At 66.9% G+C, this 20,434-nt stretch carries 13 protein-coding genes and 1 pseudogene; all 14 read left to right on the plus strand.

Annotated features, from left to right (window positions below):
- Positions 1-321 precede the first annotated feature (321 nt).
- Positions 322-897, plus strand: a complete 576-nt coding sequence (locus tag NMI01S_RS33500) for a hypothetical protein (protein ID WP_063002762.1) — start codon at positions 322-324, stop codon at positions 895-897.
- A 393-nt stretch (positions 898-1,290) separates the two neighbouring features.
- On the plus strand, positions 1,291-2,259 hold the full coding sequence (locus tag NMI01S_RS33505; protein WP_084513484.1) for a hypothetical protein: 969 nt from the start codon (positions 1,291-1,293) through the stop codon (positions 2,257-2,259).
- Positions 2,247-3,002: a class II glutamine amidotransferase gene (locus NMI01S_RS33510; protein ID WP_063002763.1), complete on the plus strand. Its 756-nt coding sequence runs from the start codon at positions 2,247-2,249 to the stop codon at positions 3,000-3,002. The genes NMI01S_RS33505 and NMI01S_RS33510 overlap by 13 nt, the downstream gene beginning before the upstream one ends.
- A 130-nt stretch (positions 3,003-3,132) precedes the next feature.
- Complete coding sequence (locus tag NMI01S_RS36210) at positions 3,133-4,350, plus strand: hypothetical protein (protein WP_245717143.1); 1,218 nt, start codon at positions 3,133-3,135, stop codon at positions 4,348-4,350.
- A complete protein-coding gene (locus NMI01S_RS33520) occupies positions 4,338-5,096 on the plus strand; it encodes a class II glutamine amidotransferase domain-containing protein (RefSeq protein ID WP_063002764.1) in 759 nt (252 codons plus the stop codon). The genes NMI01S_RS36210 and NMI01S_RS33520 overlap by 13 nt, the downstream gene beginning before the upstream one ends.
- Positions 5,097-5,189: 93 nt before the next feature.
- Positions 5,190-5,450, plus strand: a complete 261-nt coding sequence (locus NMI01S_RS33525; protein ID WP_063002765.1) for a hypothetical protein — start codon at positions 5,190-5,192, stop codon at positions 5,448-5,450.
- A 38-nt stretch (positions 5,451-5,488) separates the two neighbouring features.
- Entirely contained in the window at positions 5,489-6,169 is a 681-nt protein-coding gene (locus tag NMI01S_RS33530; RefSeq protein ID WP_063002766.1) for a hypothetical protein, read from the plus strand.
- 276 nt (positions 6,170-6,445) lie between these two features.
- Positions 6,446-7,295 (plus strand): annotated as a pseudogene (locus NMI01S_RS36500) (DUF4192 domain-containing protein); the annotation flags it as partial.
- A 227-nt stretch (positions 7,296-7,522) separates the two neighbouring features.
- The gene (locus tag NMI01S_RS35250; protein WP_063002769.1) at positions 7,523-7,762 is read left to right on the plus strand and encodes a hypothetical protein; all 240 of its coding nucleotides are present in this window, start codon (positions 7,523-7,525) and stop codon (positions 7,760-7,762) included.
- Between the two features lie 98 nt (positions 7,763-7,860).
- Positions 7,861-9,552, plus strand: a complete 1,692-nt coding sequence (locus NMI01S_RS33550; protein WP_063002770.1) for a ParB/RepB/Spo0J family partition protein — start codon at positions 7,861-7,863, stop codon at positions 9,550-9,552.
- Between the two features lie 84 nt (positions 9,553-9,636).
- Complete coding sequence (locus NMI01S_RS33555) at positions 9,637-10,194, plus strand: single-stranded DNA-binding protein (protein ID WP_063002771.1); 558 nt, start codon at positions 9,637-9,639, stop codon at positions 10,192-10,194.
- Between the two features lie 429 nt (positions 10,195-10,623).
- The gene (locus NMI01S_RS33560) at positions 10,624-12,066 is read left to right on the plus strand and encodes a hypothetical protein (RefSeq protein ID WP_063002772.1); all 1,443 of its coding nucleotides are present in this window, start codon (positions 10,624-10,626) and stop codon (positions 12,064-12,066) included.
- Between the two features lie 549 nt (positions 12,067-12,615).
- On the plus strand, positions 12,616-18,168 hold the full coding sequence (gene mobF / locus NMI01S_RS33565) for a MobF family relaxase (RefSeq protein WP_063002773.1): 5,553 nt from the start codon (positions 12,616-12,618) through the stop codon (positions 18,166-18,168).
- A 388-nt stretch (positions 18,169-18,556) separates the two neighbouring features.
- Positions 18,557-19,792, plus strand: a complete 1,236-nt coding sequence (locus NMI01S_RS33575; protein WP_245717145.1) for an AlbA family DNA-binding domain-containing protein — start codon at positions 18,557-18,559, stop codon at positions 19,790-19,792.
- The last annotated feature ends 642 nt before the right edge of the window (positions 19,793-20,434 follow it).

Here is a 20,434-nt window from a genome sequence, read left to right on the forward strand (position 1 = left end):
CACTGCGTCGCTGACATTCTGTTCGCGTCGACGTGCGAGCGCGCGGCGGCGATCCATGACTTCCCGCGAATGATGTAGCCGCGCAGCAAGTTCCCCAGCGTCTTGCCCCCGTGCGCTTCTGGTTGTGCGGGGGTCGTTCATGTCGGGTCTCCCGAATTCTGAATGAGATCAGCCCACGCCTCGCAGTTCAACACTACGCCCAAACCCAGCCATCCAGTCCCGCCGCATCCGCGACCACGCGGTCACAGTCAGCGACGTCATCCGTCAACTCGCAGTCATGCCTCGCATCCCTTTTCTCTTTTGCTGTCGAAAGGAGTTCCCGTGACCGAAAGCCAGCTCGACGAGGTCGCTGATATCGCATCGATGGTGTCTCGGTGTCTGTCCGATCTCGAGCCGGTGTTCGAACAGATCGACTGGGCCGAAGACGAAATCGCCCGGGCGCAACGACGCCATCCGCGCCACCGCAACACCCTCTACCACTCGTTCGGGCTGTTGATGCCGACCCATGAGCGGATGCGCCAGGAATTCGTGTACCGGTCACACTGCCGTGAACTGCTCGACCGCGTCGCCGCGGGCCTGTCTCCGGTGTCTGGGACCGCAGCCGAGGTCGCGCTCACGGTCATGCAGGCCAGCCAGAAAGCCCCGCTCAACACGGCCGCCTTCGGTCTCTACGTGCGCATGTGGATCCAAGCCGGATTCCCCCACATGGAATCGGTGACCGCTTCACACGAGCACTACGAAGCGATCGCGAAGTCCCGCATCGACGATCTCGAAGCCGAGACCCGCACCCGCCTATCCGTGGCCGACCGTGTCCTGCGGGCCATCGACTGTCCGGGCAAACACCACGGCCAACCGGCCGACCACTGCGAATACGCCCGCCCCAGCCTGGCCGCCTGAGCGAACAGCCCTACGCATCAGGGCATCTCCCATAACGCAATGGCTCAGGTCTCGGCATCCCTCGAATGCTCGCCGTTACTCCTGCTCGCCCTGTTCCTGTACGTATCCCCGCGCCGGTCGACTCCCCTGTCGGCCGGCGCCTTTTCTTTGTGGAGGGTGTGTGCGTTCATGACCGATCCGATCCTGGGCCCACCATGCCCGGTCTGTGACGGCGCGACGTCCGATACGGAGTCGTGCATCGCGAATGTCGCTGTGTGCGAGTCGTGTTGGCAGCAACTGCCCCGATGCGACCACTGCCGGACCCCGTCACTGCGGCTGACCCACACAGCCGAGGAGTCGCAATTGTGTGCGCACTGCCTGACCGGGTGGACCGGCTGTGTCTCGTGCCGGCAGTTGACCGGCCCGCACCTGCGCACCGACACCGATGACCCGGTGTGCGCGCGATGCGCAGGAGCGTTGTTCGCCGCGTGTTTCAGCTGCGGCCAGTTCAGTGCCGACAGCCGCTACATCTCCGGAGGACACCGCGCCTGCCCCCGCTGCGCCAGCCGATTCCACGCCTGCCCGGCATGCGGCACCCTCGTCCAACCCGGACACCGATGCGAGGCGTGCGCCCACCGCGGGAAGGTCTGGAACTACACCTACCGCCCCGACCCCCGCTTCCACGGCGCCGGCCCCCTCTACCTCGGGCTGGAATTGGAGATCATCGTCCCCGAACACCGCTTCGACACCTGCGCCACCCTCGCCACCGAACACCTCGGCGACCTCGGGTACCTGAAGAAGGACTCTTCTATCAGACCGTCCGGTTTCGAGCTCGTCAGCCACCCGATGTCCTATCGGTACGCGATCGAGTCGTTTCCCTGGCCGCTGCTCGAGCAGCTGCACCGGCTCGGGTGTGAGGCCGATGCGTCGGTGGGATTGCATGTACACGCCAGTCGTGCGGGGTTCGACAACCCGGCGCATGTGTATCGGTGGCTGAAACTGTTGTACCGCAACGAAACAGCGGTCACGCGGTTGGCGCGCCGGCGCACTCACTATGCCCAGTTCGACAGCGTCGCCCGTGCACGTGCGCGTGATACCGCTAAGGGGCCGCAGCACGCGCTGGGGTTGGAGCGATATCAGGCGATCAACCCGCTGCCGCGCAACACCCTGGAGGTGCGGGTGTTCGCCAGCTCTCTGGATGTGCAACAGGTGCAGGCCGCGCTCGCGTTCACCGCCGCCTCCATCGACTACACCCGCGGTCTACGGATCGCCGACATCCGCGCCGGCGCCTGGGACTGGGCCCGCTTCGCCACCTGGGTCACCACACGCCCCCACTACCAGCCACTGGCCGCGGAGATGGAGAACCTGCAATGTGCCTGCTGACCTACTACCCCGCCGGTGCCGCGATCGACACGAGCGCGCTGCGGTTCGGGGCCGATGCCAACCCCGACGGTCACGGCTTCGCGATCGTCACCGGCGGCCGCATCATCACCGGGCACGGCATGAACGCCGGCACCGTTATCGCCGGCTTCGCCCGCACCCGCGCCGACCACCCCGGCGGTCCGGCGTTGTTCCACTCCCGCTACGCCACCCGCGGCGCGATCGACCTGTCCAACTGCCATCCCTTCCGGCTCGGCGGTGATGCGCGAACGGTGCTGGCGCACAATGGCACTCTGCCCAAGCGGGTCCATCCGCGCGCGTATGACCGGCGCTCGGATACCCGGATCGCGGCCGAGGACTACCTGCCGGCTCAACCGTTCGGTCCGATCGACACCGCCGCCGGAGCGCGCGGACTTTCTGGCTGGTTGGGGTCGAGCAAGCTGGTGATCTTGACCGTCGACCCCGCCTACGCCCACACCGCCTACGTGTTCGGTGAGAGCGCGGGGCAGTGGGTGGGCGGAGTCTGGTATTCCAACCGCTCCTATCTGCCGCCCGAGCAGCGGTGGCCGGCCCGGCGCCGGACGGTGTGCGGGTACTGCCTGGACCGCGATCTCGAACGCACCAGCCGCTACTGCCGCACCTGCGGCTGGTGCTTCCACTGCCACCACACCCTCGCCCACTGCACCTGCCTGCCAACCCCCGGCCCGGCCAGCTCCCACCGCGGCCCCCGCATCCAGCTGACCTGACCCGCCAGCCTGCTCGACCCGAGCTGCATTGGCACCGCTTTCCTCTTGCGCCCCGCTTCGCGCCGCTAGCCCGGCCCGCAGCGGGGCGCCGTCGTCTGTCCCCCACTTTCCGGAAGGACGTGAATCCTGTATGCCCGCATCCACGCTCACCGATCGTCGGTGTGAGGAGTGTTCACACCCGATCGACGACAACACGACCGTCACCACCGTCGAAGGTGATCATCTGTGCCGCGCGTGCGCCGACCGGCTCGACACCTGCGACGACTGCGCCACCCACACCCGGGAGCGCCGCTCTACCGTGCGCGGCACCGAAGTGTGCACGGATTGTTCGATCGGCTGGCGCCGGTGCCGCGATTGCGACCGCTTCGACAGCGACCTGGTCCGTGTCATCGGCCATGGCGAGGTCTGCGACGACTGCGCCGACAGCTACCTGGTGTGCGACGACTGCGGCTCCCGCGCAGACGGGCTCAACGAGACCGAATCCGGGGCGGATGTGTGCGGGCGCTGCGAGGACGCCGACTACCACCGTTGCAGCGGCTGCGACATCCTCATCCGCTGCTGGGAAGACTACTGCGACACCTGCGCCAACCAACGACCCGACCACCACGGCATCCACTCCTACAGCTACAAACCCGAACCCGACTTCCACGGCACCGGACCGCTGTACCTCGGCCTGGAACTGGAAATCAAAACCCCCCGAAACGTTTTCGACGAAGCGACCGAACTCGCCATCGACCAGCTCAATGACATCGGATACCTCAAGGAAGACGGCAGTATCCAGCCGTGCGGATACGAGCTCGTGACGCACCCGATGTCGTATGAGTTTGCACGCCAATGGTTTCCGTGGTCGCTGCTGAATCGGTTGCGGCTGCTGGGGGCCTACACCGATACCAGTGTCGGTATCCATGTGCACGTGTCCCGCGCCGGGTTCTCCTCCCCCGCGCACACCTACCGGTGGTTGAAGTTCGTCTACCGCAACGAATCCCACGTCAAAGCGCTGGCGCGCCGCGACTCCGAGCAGTGGGCGGTATTCGACCCTGGTGCCCGCGCTCGCGCCGCCGCCCACGCCAAGGGTGACACGGGAGGCGCGTTCCGGTATCAGGCGATCAATGTGTGTCCCGAGGACACGTTCGAGCTGCGGGTGTTCGCCAGCTCTCTGCACGCGCGGGAGGTGCAGGCCGCGCTCGCCTTCGCCGACGCCTCCGTCGAATACACCCGCGCCCTCTCGGCCGCTGATATCGCCCGCCGTCGGGGCTGGGAATGGGCGGCGTTCATCGCGTGGCTTGCCGCGCGGCCCGAATATCGCTGCCTGACCGACGAATTGGAGGCCCTCGCTTGTGCATCCTGACCTTCTACAAACCCGGCCAGGACCCCGACCTCGACGCCCTGCACGGCGGCGCGCTGGCCAACCCACACGGGCACGGCTACGCCATCCACACCAGCGACACGATCCTCGTCGGGCACGGCATGAACGCCGAACAGGTAATCGCCGAATTCGCCGAACAGCGCGCCAAACATCCCGGCGGGCCAGCGTTGTTCCACTCCCGCTACGCCACGCACGGCGACCGCGACACCAGCAACTGCCACCCCTTCATCGTCGGCGACGACCAGCGAACCGTGCTCGCCCACAACGGTGTCCTACCCGACAACGTCCATCCCGCCGCCGGGGACTCGCGCTCGGATACCCGGATCGCGGCCGAGGACTTCCTGCCCACCAAACCGTTCGGGTCGCTCGACAGTTGGGCGGGGCGCGACCGATTCGAACATTGGCTCATCGGCAACAAGGTCGTCATCTTGACCACCGATCCGGCCTACAAGCACCCCGCCTACATCTTCAACGAACACCACGGGCACTGGGTCGGCGGCACCTGGTACTCCAACGACAGCTACCTGATACGCGAATGGGCCAGCGCCGACACCGACTACATCGGATTCTGCGAACACTGCGGCGCGTTCGAAGACGACCCCTTCGGCCCGCACTGCGGATGGTGCGGCTACTGCGCCGACTGCGCGCACCCGTTCCCCCGCTGCGCATGCCCGCAATTCGACGGCGTCGACCGCTACGCCGACCTGCTCGGCCTGCAACCCCACTGACCGACCCGCCATCAATCGATGCGCTTTCGGCCGCCGCCGCATGGTCCGAACAGCAGCGGCCGAAAGCTCGACATCCCGAAAGGAGTTGCGCCCGTGCGCGATTCCACAGCACAACCGTTGAGCCGCGACGAGACCGTCGACATCCTGCTCGACGCTCTCGACCCCTACATCGCCTCGACGCGGCACGCGCTCGGTGTCGCGCACACGATGGCCACCGTCGTCGGCGGTGAGCCACTGGACCTGCTCAACAACGCCATCGCCGACTACCAGATTCGGGAACGGCTCGTACGCAGCGCCTCTCACGTACTGCGCGCGCACCCTTCTCCAGCCTCGGCGAGCGCTGATGGGCAGTGATCGCCCCCTTCCCCCTTCGATGCGAATGGAGGTACCCGATGCCCGACACACCCGGCAGCGCCGCCCCGAACTCGGTTCCGGTTCCGCAACGCCTCGCCGAGGCGCCGGTCGCGGCGGGCATGATCGTGCCGTATATCACGATGACCCACCGCGACCCCGCCAAGCCGGTGTGGGGCGCGGTGAATCCGGCGCGGCTGCAACGAATCTGGCAGCACAGCCTGTGCCAGGTGTGCGGTCAGCGCCTCGACGGCCCCTGGGTCGTGGTCTACATCAGGCCGTGGGACTACCTGCGCGGCATCGGCCCGGAACCCGCCCTGCATCCCGAGTGTGGTCTGTATTCGAAACGGACATGCCCGATGCTGGCCGGGCACACCGACCACTACAACCGCCATCCCAGCCGGCGCCCGTGCGGCGACCCGGACTGCACCTGCCGCCTGTGGGCGCCACCAGCTCCTGAGCCTGGTGAGGGCCGACGTGAAGGCCAGCCTGCCGAGGCGTGGTACGAGGCGTGGATCGCGCTCGAGGACTACACCCTGATCCGAGCCCCCGGCGGTGAACACAGCAGGTCGATATTCGGTGTCGAACTGCGCCCCGCCTCGCGGCTGCGCAAACTCCGAAAAGTCCGCGACGCAGCACCCAGCGACACCGGTGAGCAGCCGCTGGATCTGCTGGCCGCGATCATCGCCACCCGCAGCTTGTTCACCGGGGACGGTGAATGATGGTGGATTCGTACAGGTGCTCACCGGTATCGGTGCGTTGATGCACCAGGCGGAGGGCACCGCCAACCTTCACGAGGCCGAGGCATTCTTCTCCCGCCGCACGAGTTGATCGCCACTGGGCGCGCGCCTGATCACCAGCGGCCACGACATCCACCACTTCATGAGATGACCGCGACACGCCGACCTGGCTGCCCGCGCCCCAGTCAGCTGTGTCGGCCGACTCCGATTCGTTGTCCAGTGAAGGGATTGTTCATGACTCAGCCGACGACACTACGCATGTCCGCCCCAGGTGAATTCATCGCCGCCGTGCCGGCCCTGCTCGGCTTCTACCCCGTCGATTCATTGGTCGTGGCGCTCCTCGAACGCCGCCCTCCCGCCGACGAGGTCTGCATCAAAGTCGTCGCACGCCACGACCTCCACATCAGCGACAGCCGGCTCACCGCCGTCGTGACGCAACTGGCCGACGTCGCCGCGAACGAAAACGCGTCGGCAGTATTGGTTCTCGTCGTCGACAGCACCGCGCAACAAGCGTCCGCGCCGCCTAGCAGGGCACACCCACACCCTCGGCATCCTCGACCGAGCCCTCACCACACGCGGTGTTGTTCTCGCCTCGGCATGGGCGACCCGCGTGATCGACGCAGGCGCGCCGTGGTGGAGCCTGCTCGACGCCACCGAGTCCGGCGTCGAGCCCGAGCCCGACGCGACCACGCTTGCCGCCACGTTCGTCGTCGCGGGACATCTCATCCGCCGGTCACGCGAGGAACTGACCCGCCTGATCGAGCCCGACCCGGCGCAGGCCGACCAGGTCCGCGCACTGCTCCCCGCCGACACCGGCATCCACACACCCCACGCGCCCAGCGCGATCACCGCCACCGTCGCGACGGTGGTCGAGCACATCGACACGCTCGCAGCAGGTTCGACACTGACTCCAGCGGATATGGCCGCACTCGCTGCGGCCTTACGCACAGCCGCCGTGCGCCATTGCCTGCTCGGGCTGGCCGGCACTGCCCGTGTCGACGCGGCTGAACGGTTGTGGGCGCTGCTCACCCGCAGCCTGCCCGATCCCGAACGCGCCCATGCCGCGGCTCTGCTGGCGTTCTCGGCCTATCACCGAGGCGACGGAGCGCTGGCCTCGATCGCGCTGGACGCAGCCCTGGACTCCAACCCACAGCATCGGTTCGCCCGTCCCTCGACACCACACTGCGAGACGCCACATCCCCACCCCGGCTCCACGCCGTCGTCACCTACGCCCACGACATCGCCGACGCACTCGGCGTCGATCTGCACCGCTGACCAGCATCGCCTCTTTTCTCGTCTCCTCGTTTTCGTTCCCGATCAGAAAGGTCACTGTTCATGCCGTCCGCGAACTCTGTCCCGACCCTGTCCCGCGCGGAATTCGATCGACTCGAACACCGTGGCGCCGCGGGCACGACCGCCACGCTCGCCGAGATGGATTCCGCCGTCGCCGACCGCTGGCGCGACGAGCACGCCGGGTGGCGGGGCCGCCACTGGGCCTACCTCGACGACGAAGACGGCGTGCTGCGCCTGCACCCGATCAACGTCACCCGCACCTCGAGCCAAACAGCCGCCTAAACCACACCCGATCCGGTTCACCGTCCAGACCGGCACGGCCACACCACCATTCAACCGCGGTGCGGCTGCGCCGTTCGTCATCTCATAGGAGGTCCCCTTTGAGTTCGACCGCCCTCACCGTCGTCCCCGACATCGAACCCGACGCCGACTCCACTACGTCCACCGCGACCGGCGATCAGGCTGCCGATGAGCGCACTGCTTCACAGCCCGTGCCCACCGGCACCGGCGACGAGGACACCGACGACCATGCGCCGGTTCCGGCGAACGCGACTGCGGCGTATATGGATCCGCGGGAGTTGGTGATCGCGGAGAACGTGCGCAAGGACTTCGACGTCGCCGAGCACCCGAAGCAGGCCGACTCGATCCGCGAGTTCGGTGTGACCGCGCCGGTGTTGGCCGAACGCGAACCCGACGGCACGGTGCATGTGATCGATGGCCAGGTGCGAGTGTTGATCGCACAGGCCGTCGGCGTCTGCCGGGTTCCGGTGTGGATCACCGAGGCCCGCAGCGATGTCGACACCAAGAACCGGCGTATCGACCGCACCCTGACCCAGATCAACCTCAACGAGCGTCGGATCCCGTTGACCCAGGCCGACATCGCCGCTGGTATCGCGCTCATGCTCGATCTGGGCGCCTCACCGACCCGGGTGGCGAAAGGACTGCAACAGACCAAACGCGCCGAAGTGCGCAAGCTCGCCGCAGTCGGCAGGTCGGCGACCGGACGCGAATTGGCCGATGCCGGCCAGTACAGCCTCGACCAGCTCGCCGTCATCGCCGACTACGACAACCTCGGCGACACCGACGCCGTCGAAAAGCTGACCACGACCTCCCGCTACAACTTCAGCTACACGGCCAAGGCCATCGCCGCGGACCGCGACGAAACCCGCCGCCGCCTCCACGCGTCACTGCCCTACGGCGCCTACGGATTCGGGATCCTCACCGACGAGCCCGGCCCCGACCACGCCTACCTGCCCGCCACCGACCTGACCCGCGCCGACGGCGAACCGGTCACCGATGACGACGTGTACGCCGATCCGGCGCGGTGGGTGGTGTGGGTCGATGTCGAGGAAAACGGTGAGCTGGTCGATACCGCTACCGGCGCGCTGGTCGATCCCGACACCGTCGACTGGGACACCGAGCACGACCCCGACACCGAACCCGGCGAGGGGTTGCGCCGCGCGGACGGGCTCGCCTGGCGTGATCGCTGGATCCCGGCCTATTACCTGCCCGCCGACCAACTCGACACCACCGGACTACAGCGGCCTGTCCCGCAGGCCGCCGACCCGCAGCAGGCTCTGGCCGCCGCCGAACGCGCTGCCGCGGCGCGGGAAGAAGCACGGTTGGCCCGCCGCCGGGTGCGGGAGCTGAACAAGCGGGGTGTGGCGGCGGCCGAGCGGCGTGAGGAATTCCTGTCGAAGTATGTCCAGCGGAGCAAACCGCCGGCGCAGGCCGCGCATTTCGTGGCCGAGTACCTGGCGCGGAATCTGGCACCGGGGGCGTTGCAGTTGATGACAAAGGTGCTCGGGATCGGCTGGTCGAGCGAGGAACTGGTGAAGGTGATCGGTGCCGCGTCGACCAACCGGGCCTGGGTGCTCGCACTGGGCATGGTGCTAGCCAACCGGGAGGTCACCCTGGACAAGGGCCTGTGGCGAACACGATCGGAAACCACCGCCCGGTATCTGCACCTGCTCGCCGACATCGCCACTCCCGACGACGATTTCGCGTTGGTCGACGTCGAACAGGCCGCCACCGGCGACATCGACTACCACGACATCCCCATCGACAAATAACCACACCCCGGCCCCGCCACATCCCTGCAGGGCCGGTCTCGTATTCCATCCAATCCCCGGTGCTGATGATTGAGGAGAACGCCCATGGCCGGTGACACGGTCCTGACCGTCACAGGAAACCTGACAGACTCGCCAGAGCTTAGATTCACTCCAGCCGGCGCGGCGGTGGCCAACTTCACTGTCGCCTCCACACCGCGGTACTTCGACCGCAACGCCGGTGAGTGGAAAGACGGCGATCCGTTGTTCCTGCGCTGCAATCTGTGGCGACAGGCAGCGGAGAACCTCGCCGAATCCCTCTCGCGGGGAGCGCGTGTGATCGTCACCGGACGACTCAAGCAGCGCTCGTTCACCACCCGGGAGGGCGACAAACGCACCGTCGTCGAACTCGACGTCGACGAGATCGGTCCCTCGCTGCGCTACGCCACCGCAACCGTCACCCGCACCACAGTGGGCACATCCAGCGGACCACGAACCCGCCGCGCCGTGACCGGTCATCGCGACGGATTCGGCGACCCCACCGCAGACACCAGCACAGGATCCGACCAGCCGGCGGGTTCCTCCTCCGGTGAAGAGGATCCGTGGCGGGAGCCGGCGATGGCCGCAGCTGCCGCTGAATTCGGCGACGACGCGCCCCCGTACTAAGTCACCGCCCTGCACCTGTAAGTCACTGCCTCGCAATTCCACCCGTTGGCCCGCTCACCCCGTTCGCAACCGTCTCCGGTTCCGGGCGGGGTGAGTTGCGTTGCGGGGGGCAGGCGGCTGGCCGATCGCAGTGACCAGCCCTCCGAGGGCTACCACGGCGGGCGGCGCCGCGCGTGACGGCCCGCGCCCGGCGCTCACGAATTCCCCGGCGCGCCGACCCCAGCGACCGCCGCCAGTTCGGTTGGTGTGCGCGGGAATTCGCGCGCGCACGCCCCGGCGCGTTCCGCGCTCGCCCGCGCGTCGCCGCCCGCCTGGTTCTTGCGCCCTCGGCTGGTCCCCACGACCGGCCCGACACCCGCATGTTCGATCGGGACCGTGACGGTCCCAGCGGGTGCTCGCCAACCATTCGAAGAACGACAGGACGAACTCGTGACCGAAACCAGCACCTTCCTCGATGCCATCGCCCACCTCGACTACAGCATCACCAGCGACCGCCGCGCCGCGCGCCGGACCTTCACCACCGCACTCACCCACGCCACCCCCGCAGAGCGGGAGGTGCTCGACGCCATGGTCGACACCTTCACCCTCTACCCGTTCCGCACCGCGCTGCTGCGCTTGCAAGCCGCGTTCCGCTATGACGAACCGAAGCGGGATCTGCTGGCGCGGTTGCTGCCCGACACCGACCCCGGCCTGTATGTGCGGGAGCGGGAGGAGCGGATCGCGATCCTGGAACAGCGCGCTCGCGCCAACGGCAGCAGCATCGAGGAGGAAGCCTTCCGCGACTACGCCCCGCTCACGGCCGCCGAGACCGCACCGACCTCGATCCGGCTGTGGCGCAACCCACCCGCCCGCGTCTACCTCGCACCGTCACGCGCGACCGACAAGTCGCGCATGACACCCGAGCAGATCACCGCCCGTGTCCGCGCGCGCGGCAAACGCCGACCCGCGCTCGTCGAGCCCGACGTGGTCACCGGCTACATCGCCGACCACCTGCACCGCGACACTATGGCCCGCGAGATCGCCAGGACCCGCGCCACCGAGCAGCGGTTGCGCGACCGCGGCCTGCTCGCCGAACCCGCATCCTCCTCGTCTGTGCGTGTGCAGAGTGCGCAGCCGCGTAGCGACGAGGATGTGAAGGCGCGGTGGGACTTCGAGTTCGTGCACCATGTCGCCGAACAGCACACCCACGACGCCGCGGCGGCCGAACTCACTCGCCGCGTCTCCCACGACAACGCGCTCGCCTACGCCGACGCCCGCACCGGTGTGCGTGGAGACCTGCGGCCCGAGTTGCCGTTCCACGGCGACAGCGTCGACTACACGCGCGAGGCCATGACCCCGATCTCCGGGTGGCGCTGCGTCGCATGCTTCATCGAACGCTCCACCCGCGACCAGCATCCCATCCACTCCACCAATGGACAACGGCGCAGCGACGACGGGTTGTGCGACTACTGCCGCGGTGACGACCGCACCCCGCGCCTGCCCGAACTGCCCACCGGATTCACTGCCACCGACCTCGCCCGCGCCTACTGCCGATTCCTGACCACCACCTACCCGGGTGCCGCGCCCGCCCTGCTCGCCGAGACACGCCGCCGCGCACCGCGGTGGCTGACCACCATCATCGACGAACACCTTCCCCAACCCGAACACAGCGAGCAGGCCGCCGACTCGCAGGCCGACGCCGAACCTGGTGCGGCACACCCCAAGCCTGTGACCCATCGCCGTCGTGGCCCGGTGACCGGTGCCGGGCAGCGCCAGGCCCGCTGTGAAGGATGCACCCGCATCCGCGCCATCCACGACGACGGGTTCTGCACCGAGTGCCGCGTCTGGCTCGGTCTCGTCACCCCACCCGCGCGCCACACCGTCGCCGCCTGACACACGCAAGTCCCGATCTCCGGTCCGTCGCGGTGATCTATCTCCCGCGACGGACCGGCCACCACCCACTCCATCCGCAAGGAGTTCCGCGTGCACGACCTACTCATCGTCATCGTCGGACTACTCATCAGCCTCGGGCTCTCCGGCCACCCGCTCATGACAGTCCCCGACACCCACTCACCGCGCGACAACAAGCGCCCGCGCGACTGACCGGCCGCGCCACGCGACCGCGACGCGGTCGCACTCGCCGCGACAGCCTGGCGCCTGCGACAACCCGCAGGCCCCCACCGCCACTCTCCACATTCACCCTCACCCACTCACCCCACACTCACTCACTCACACCAACACACACCACCACCTATTCCACTCACACCCATACCCCCCATTGACCCATAACCCCTCACCCCCACATTCACTCACCACCCGCACACCTCATGCATCGCGGAAGCTAAGAATTTCCTTACATCGTGGGGAAATGGCGCGCTTTGATACAAACTACCTCCCTTCCAAACCTGGAAATACTGGACGCAATGGGCTTGTGATGGATAGGTGACCGCGACGCTGCACAAGATTCTCGCCGGCGAGAGTTACCGCTACTACCTTCGCCAGGTCGCCGCCGCCGATGCCACCGACCGCGGACCCGGAACCCTGTCGGATTACTACTCCGCCCATGGGGAACAACCAGGTCGGTGGTGGGGCAATGGACTTGCCGCCCTGGATCTCTCGCGCGGCGACGAGGTCACCGAAGCACAGATGCGTGCACTGTTCGGGCAGGGCCGCCATCCTGATGCAGAAGTCATCGCCGCACGCGTCATCGCCTCCGAGGCTGCGAAGGGAATCAGCCTCAAAACCGCGAAGGAAATAGCGGAGCGAGCGACACGGTTGGGTAATCCGTATCGCACCTATTCCGGTGGAAATGAGTTCCGGAAACGCTGCGGCGAGGCGTTCACTGAACACAATATCGCGGCCGGAGTCGACGTCCGCGCGGGGATTCCCGACGAGGTTCGCGCGCGGATTCGCACCGAAGTAGCGGCGGAAATGTTCACTGAACATTACGAGCGTGCGCCGTTGGATGACCGTGAGTTGTCAGGGTTCGTTGCCAAGATTTCGCGCCCGAAATCCGCGGCGGTCGCCGGTTTCGACATCACGTTCTCTCCCGTTAAAAGCGTGTCCGCGCTGTGGGCCATCGCCCCTCTCGAGGTCTCCGAACGCGTCGCCAGCGCCCACGATGCCGCCGTCGACGACGCACTCGGTTGGCTGCAAGAACACGGGATCTTCACCCGCGCGGGCCGCAATGGGGTGCGTCAACTCGATGTCGACGGCCTCATCGCGGCACGTTTTGTCCACCGCGAATCCCGCTGCGGCGATCCGGATTTGCACACACACGTCCTGATCGCCAACCGCGTGCGTGGTGCCGATGGCAGGTGGCGCACCCTGGACGCGGCGGTGATCTACCGGCTGAACGTGACCGTCAGCGAGATCTACAACACCCGACTCGAACACCACCTCCGCGCCGACCTCGGTGTCGAATTCTCCGAGCGCCCCGGCACGAACCCGAACAAGCGCCCCATCCGCGAAGTCGACGGCATTCCCGCAATATTGATCCGATACTGGTCGCGTCGCGACGCCGCCATCCGAAAACGGTTGGGCGAGCTGACCGTCGACTTCCACCAGCAACTCGGGCGCGAGCCCACACCGACCGAGATGTGGAATCTCGCGCAGGTCGCGACCTTGCAGACTCGGCCCGGCAAACACTTGTCGCGGTCGTGGGCCGAGCATCGCCGCGACTGGCGTACCGAAGCAACCACTGTGCTCGGCAGCCACAACCTCCTCGACCAGGTCGTTGCCACCAGCATCCATCGGGCATCGCCTCCCTCGCCGGTGGTCGATGAGCAGCGCATCGCGGACATCGCCCGCCACGTTGTGGAGGTGGTGTCGGCGCAGCGGTCGGTGTGGCAGCACCACCACATCCGCGCCGAAACCGAACGCTGCATCCGGGCGCTCACCGACCGCGACAGCTGGGCGTCTGTCTCCGACGCTGTTGTCGCCGAAGCACTCTCACCCTGCAATTCGCTCGCGCGCGGGGACCCGGACATCGATGCCGAACCCGATCTCGCCACGGTTGCTGAGCCGTTCCAGCGCCGCGACGGTGCCAGCGTCTACACCCGATCCGGCACCCAGACCTACACCTGCGCCCGCCAACTCGACATCGAATACCGCCTCGCGGAGCTGTCGGTGCAGCCCGGTGCACGCACGATCGACGAGAGTTTCGTGACCGCCGCCATCGATGACTACAACACCGATTCCGCGCATCAAGGCCAGAAACTCAATGCCGGCCAGACAGCCATGGTCACCAGTTTCGCCACCTCTCCGGCCCGCATCGCGGTCGCCTCCGCACCCGCGGGCACCGGAAAGACTACTGCCATGCGCGTCCTCGTCGACGCCTGGCGCGCCTCGGGCGGCACAGTGTTGGGCCTGGCACCCGAGGCCGCACCCGCCGCCATCCTCGCCGAAGCCACCCGAGCGCGCGTCGAAACCGTCGACCGGCTGCTCCACATCCTCGACCAGCACCGACCATCCCCCGGGCCGGATCCAGGGATCACGGACCGGGATTTTCCTGCGGCGGTGCCGCGATGGGTGACGCAAATCGATGACCGAACGTTGGTGATCATTGACGAACACATCAAACTATCGGATGGAAAACGGCTGCAACTGTTCGAATTCCTCACCGCCCGCGGCGCCACTGTCCGGTGTGTCGGCGACGACAGACAACTGCCCGCCATCGACGCCGGCGGCGCGGGAATCGACACCGCCCACACCCCCGACTCGATCACTCTCACGCATGTGGTGCGCTTCGCCGACACCGCCGAAGCCACCGCCGGACTCGCACTACGCGAGGGAGATCCGTCCGGTCTCGGTTTCTACCTCGACCATCAGCGCATCCATTCCGGCAGCGCCGCCACTATTGCCGACAAAGCCTATGCCGCCTGGTTCGCCGACCAGCACGCCGGACGCGACGCGATCATGCTCGCCCCGACCCACGACATCGTCACCGACCTCAACGACCGTGCACGCGCCGACCGCCTCGCCCGCACCACCGAATCCACAGCAACAACCATATTGGGAGACGGGTTGTCCGCTTCGGCTGGCGACATCGTGTGCACCCGCCGCAACAACCGCGCCCTGCTGGTCGGTAAGCGCGACTGGGTGCGCAACGGCTACCGGTGGCGTATCGACACCGTCCACCCCGACGGCAGTCTCACCGTCACCCACCTGCGCCCCGGCGGCCAGCCCGGCAACACCACAGTCCTTCCGCCCGAATACGTCGGCCTGCACGTGCGGCTTGGGTATGCGATGACCATCGATTCCGCGCAGGGCACCACCGCCGACGCCTGCCACACCGTGCTCACCGACACCGAATCCCGCAACCAGCTCTACGTCGCGATCACCCGCGGAATCCACGCCAACCACCTCTACCTCCCCACCACCATCGACGGCAGCGAACTCTCTTTCTGGACCGAACCCGCCATACTCTCCCGCACCGCCGTCGAAGTCCTGCAACACATTCTCGCGCGCGAGGCCACCCATGCCAGCGCCCAGGCCTCCCTACGCGACGCCCTCGACCCCTATCGCCGGCTCGGCCGCGCCGTCGACGTCTACCTCGATGGCATCGGCGTCGCCACCGAACACACCCTCGGCGCCGACGCCCTGACCCAGCTCGACCAGGGCGCCGAAATTCTGCTGCCCGGACTCACCGACGCACCCGCCTACCCGGTGCTGCGCCAGCACCTGTCCACCCTCGCCCTCGCCGGCCAAGACCCCGTCACCGCACTGCGCACCGCCATCAAAGACCGCGAACTCGACACCGCCAAAGACTCAGCCGCCGTGCTGGATTGGCGCCTCGACACCAGCGGCGCACACTCCACCGGAACCGGACCACTGCCCTGGCTCCACGGCCTCCCCCACCAAATCACCGACACCACGATCGCCAACCAGCTCCGCGCACGCCACCGCATCGTCACCGACCTGGCCACCCAAATCACGGCCGACGCCCGCACCTGGACCGCAGCCATCGCACCGGTCTGGGCACGACCGCTACTCGGCAACCAGGAACTGATCGCCGAGCTCGCGGTCTGGCGCGCCGCCAACCACGTCCCCGACACCGACCTGCGCCCCACCGGACCCACCCGCTTCACCACCCGCGAATACGACCACCAAACCAGACTGAACACACAGGTGACCGATGCCCTCGGCGACCTCCACACCGCCACCCACACCTGGGAGCCGCTGGCCAAACGCCTCGACACCCGCATCACCAGCGACCCGTGGTGGCCCGTCCTCGCCGCCCACATCGACACTGCAGCCGCGGCCGGAATCGATATCGACACCCTGCTCACCAACGCCGCCGCTCAGCGTCCACTGCCCGACGACATGCCCGCCGCCGCACTCTGGTCCCGCCTGCGCCTCAACCCCTCCGCACTCACCACGCGTACGAGCCCTCCCCTCCACCCGGACTGGACCCCGCACCTGCACGACATCGTCGGCCACGACCTCGCCGAACACATCATCAACGGTCCGGCCTGGCCGCGCCTGGTCGCCGCCATCGACACCGCCCCCGCCGACTGGGCACCACACGACTTACTCGCCGCCGCTCACGAACTCCTGCTCGCCGCAGCCGAGGACGCCACAACCCTCCCCCGCCCCGATCAACTCGCCACCGCTCTGGCCTGGCGCATCGAAATACTCACCCGCCCCACCCCAGAACCCGAAAACACCCACACCGCAAACGAAACCGCGACAACCATGACACCACCCACACCCCAGCCCCGTAACGCCGGCTCAGCTCCCGGCGACGGTGTAGGCCCCTCGCCCGCCGAGATCGTTCACGCAATCGGCGACCTTGTGTCCACCGGCAGAATCGACGAAGCGCGAACCACCTTCATCCGCCTCACCGCGCACCTCAACAGCACCCAACGCGACATCTTCCAACGCGTCATCACTACCCTGTCCAGCCGCGCCTACCCGATCGCGAATGCGCGGCTTCGATGGGCCGCCGACCGCTACCCCGAACACCGAGCGTTCATTCTCGCCGCAATCCCTGCCACCGACCCGCACCTCCACCAGCCACTCGACCACACCCAGCCCGGCCACGATCCCCGCACCGTAGCGCGCGATCACCGCGAATACATCGACCCCACTCGTCGGCGTCCAGCCCGACCCGCCCCCGGCCGTGACGCGTTCGACACCTACACCCATTCCTTCGCCGACCTCGACGCCGACCCCACCCACCTACCCGTCCCCGAAGGAACCGGCACCACCCGACACCAAGCCGGCCGCGGCCCGTCGGAGCACGCGGACACCACCAGCTTCCTTGCCGGCACCGGCAACACCATCGACTACGACCGCTACGCCGTCCCCGACCACCACGAACTCCCCTGCCTGGCATGCGGACTCGAACGCGCACGCACCGACACCCAACCCCGCCACTACGACGACGGACTCTGCACCACCTGCCGCGACGACAACCAGCCCGGCATCCCCGACCATGAGCCCGCCGATCACGCCGCCGCCCGCTGCACATTCATCACCGACCAACATCCGCCCGCCACAGCGCTGGCCCTCCTGCGAAAAGACTGGCGCCACACCCGAAACCCCGCCGACCGCGCCACCATCGAAACCTTCGCAGACGCCCTCCTGACAGCCGAAACTGCGGCTACCGATGACAATCCATCACAGGATCGCGGCAGCGACAGCGGGTCCGATCCTTCCAACCCGACCCAGATGCTCACAGACACCGAACTCACACAAGCGATCGGCACCCTACAACTGCGCATCCACCTCGCCGACGACGAAGCCACCATCTACGGCCCAGCACACGGCACGACTACCGCCGCCAACCCGGTCGATACCGACTGGCTGAAAGAAGAACTTTCCGAACTACAGATCGAACTCACACGCCGTGCGCACCTCACTCCAGAACAGACCACCACTGAACAAGCACAACGCGCCAACCGCAGAAACGGAACCGTAAGCTGGTCCGCGCCCGAACGGGCCGCTCTTCACACCAACGCAGCCGCCGAAACCGACGGCCCCGGGCCTTAACCGCGTTGTCTGCGCCTGTGCGGCGGCGCCGTAATCGCTCGACTAACACGACGAAGCCCCCAGCGCTTTGCACCCGAACAGGAGTGCCCTCGCGGTCGAAACTCGAAGCGCGAGAGGAGAAAGGATTCCCAAGAGCGCCGATAGGATCTTTGAGGACATAGGCGATCTCGCCGAGCAGCTGCACGAGCGGGCCAGACGCAAGGTGCGCGACGATATCGCCCACGAGACCGAGCAAGGGTTCATCGGTCGATCCGCGGGCGGCCGCGACACGGCGAGCCCACTGACGACGTCGCGGTCTTTCAGCAGCTAGCCTCCGATAAGTGGGCGGGCGCGGCGGTGTGGGCGGGGTTACAGTGGGTGTCGGTGGCTGGCATTAATCTGTTGGGTCGTGACCGAGACAGCCGGAATCGTCAGTTTCACGCCGACGTGGAGACCACGCACCGAACCCGAGCTGCGTGCCGCGGCTGACGCGGGGCTCCTGGAAGAGACCCATCACCTGGACCTCAAGCGAGAATTGGAGTCCGGGAAGAGCGCGAACAAGAAGATAGCTTGCGACATCGCAGCTTTCGCAGTCGACGGCGGCATGATCCTCATCGGCGTCGACGAGGACACCACACCACCGTCTCTGTCCCCGGTCGAGCTGGCAGGTATGTCTGAGCGGATCGAACAGATCGCCTTGATGAGCGTCGATGAGCCCATACGGGTCCAGACCACGGCAATCGCGGCATCGGGTGAACCGGGCAAGGGGTACCTTGTTGTCCACGTTCCGGTGTCCCCGCGGGCACCCCACATGGTCGACGGGCGCTATTACGCCCGTGGCGACAAGACGAACCATGTTCTCTCGCACGCCGAAGTTCTACGGTTTCACGAGCGGAAACTTGCTGGCAGCAAAGACATCCTGGCCGAGGCTCGTTCTGTGCTCGATGACCTCACTCGTGGCGGCCGCGAGGGCGGTTCTGCGCTGATATTGGTAGCCGAGCCGCTGGGAGCGGGCGAGGATCTGCTGGTTCCTCTGGCCGAATCACCCACCTGGCAGAGCACCGCGATGGAGTACATCGGCAAGGCCGCTGTCAGGGAGGCGCAGGATTTCTCACCCTCCCTCGCTCGGGCGTACAACTCCGCGCGCCGCGCCGGCGGTGTCGCCATCATCACCGGGCCAACCATCAAGCAGACCTTCGGCGTCGGCGACGGGCGAGCCGAGGTGGTTTTCAGGGAGACCGGAACCCTCGTTCTTGCTTCCGAACGTCCTACCGCGATTTGGTCCTTTCCCAACGTGAACCCCCGCCCCGACGACGTGAAGGTCATCTTCGAGACGTTGATCCTCGGCCACACCGACTTGCTGGTGCGCCTGGCTGCAGTGGTCGCCCAGCAGCACGGATTCGCCGGAAGCTGGCGGTTCGGCCTCACGATTACCGGATTGAGGGATGGGGCCTCGCATTCAGTCCTCGACCGGCAATGGGGAGACAGGGGACCGTTGTTCACTGGCGACACTTACGAGCGATCGTCCGAGGCATCACTGCTCGATCTCATCAACGATCCGCGCAGTACGGTCAAAACGCTTGTGCAGCCGCTACTTCGTAGCATTGGCTCTCACACACGGCTGGCATCCTTCTTCAACGAGTGACGCGCGGAGCCCCACTGCCCTGTGAGGTCGATCGAACGTGCCGGAAGCTCAGCCGGCCGATTCGGCGTGTGCCTACCAGGCGCTGCCACCTCAAGAACTGCACGGCATCCTGACGGCCGTCTCCGAAAGGCACTATCGGGGCGGAACGCCCACAGCCAGAAGACTGCGGGCGTTTTCCGTTCTTCTCCGCGATAACTTGGGTCTTCCTTCGGCCAGGCGGGCAGCCTTGGGCGCTGACGGCCGGGGACGTATAACCGGTGGCGAGTGACTCGACGATGCGAACAGGAGAACTGAAACCCTCGTGGGAGCCGGGTCTCAGACTTCCTCGAGTTGCAGTCTCCCGCAGGCAGTTGCGACAGACAGACCGCTTTGGGGCCCTCAGCCGTCTACCCTCGTCGGTGCGGACACAGCCGAATCCCACTGGCAAAGGCTGGATTTGTGGTCTTCGAACCGCCGGTGGTACATACCGTCCGAGTTCGCATCCGATGCAATTGGCCGCAGAAGTAGCAATCGCGCGAAAGACAACGACAACGGCTTGACAAGCAACGATGTGAACCGCCCCGGTGAGTCCGGAGACTTATCGGTATGACAGCCCGGCGGGTTGCTGGGCTGGTTGTTGAGAGTAGTGGGCGGTCTCCATTT

Source organism: Nocardia mikamii NBRC 108933 (genome assembly GCF_001613505.1).
Classification (GTDB): Bacteria; Actinomycetota; Actinomycetes; order Mycobacteriales; family Mycobacteriaceae; genus Nocardia; species Nocardia mikamii.

Excerpts from the sequence above, each read along its gene's own strand:
- NMI01S_RS33530 (WP_063002766.1), top strand. The coding sequence starts at position 5,489 with ATGCCCGACACACCCGGCAGCGCCGCCCCGAACTCGGTTCCGGTTCCG.
- NMI01S_RS35250 (WP_063002769.1), top strand. The coding sequence starts at position 7,523 with ATGCCGTCCGCGAACTCTGTCCCGACCCTGTCCCGCGCGGAATTCGAT.
- NMI01S_RS33555 (WP_063002771.1), top strand. The coding sequence starts at position 9,637 with ATGGCCGGTGACACGGTCCTGACCGTCACAGGAAACCTGACAGACTCG.
- NMI01S_RS33510 (WP_063002763.1), top strand. The coding sequence starts at position 2,247 with ATGTGCCTGCTGACCTACTACCCCGCCGGTGCCGCGATCGACACGAGC.
- NMI01S_RS36210 (WP_245717143.1), top strand. The coding sequence starts at position 3,133 with ATGCCCGCATCCACGCTCACCGATCGTCGGTGTGAGGAGTGTTCACAC.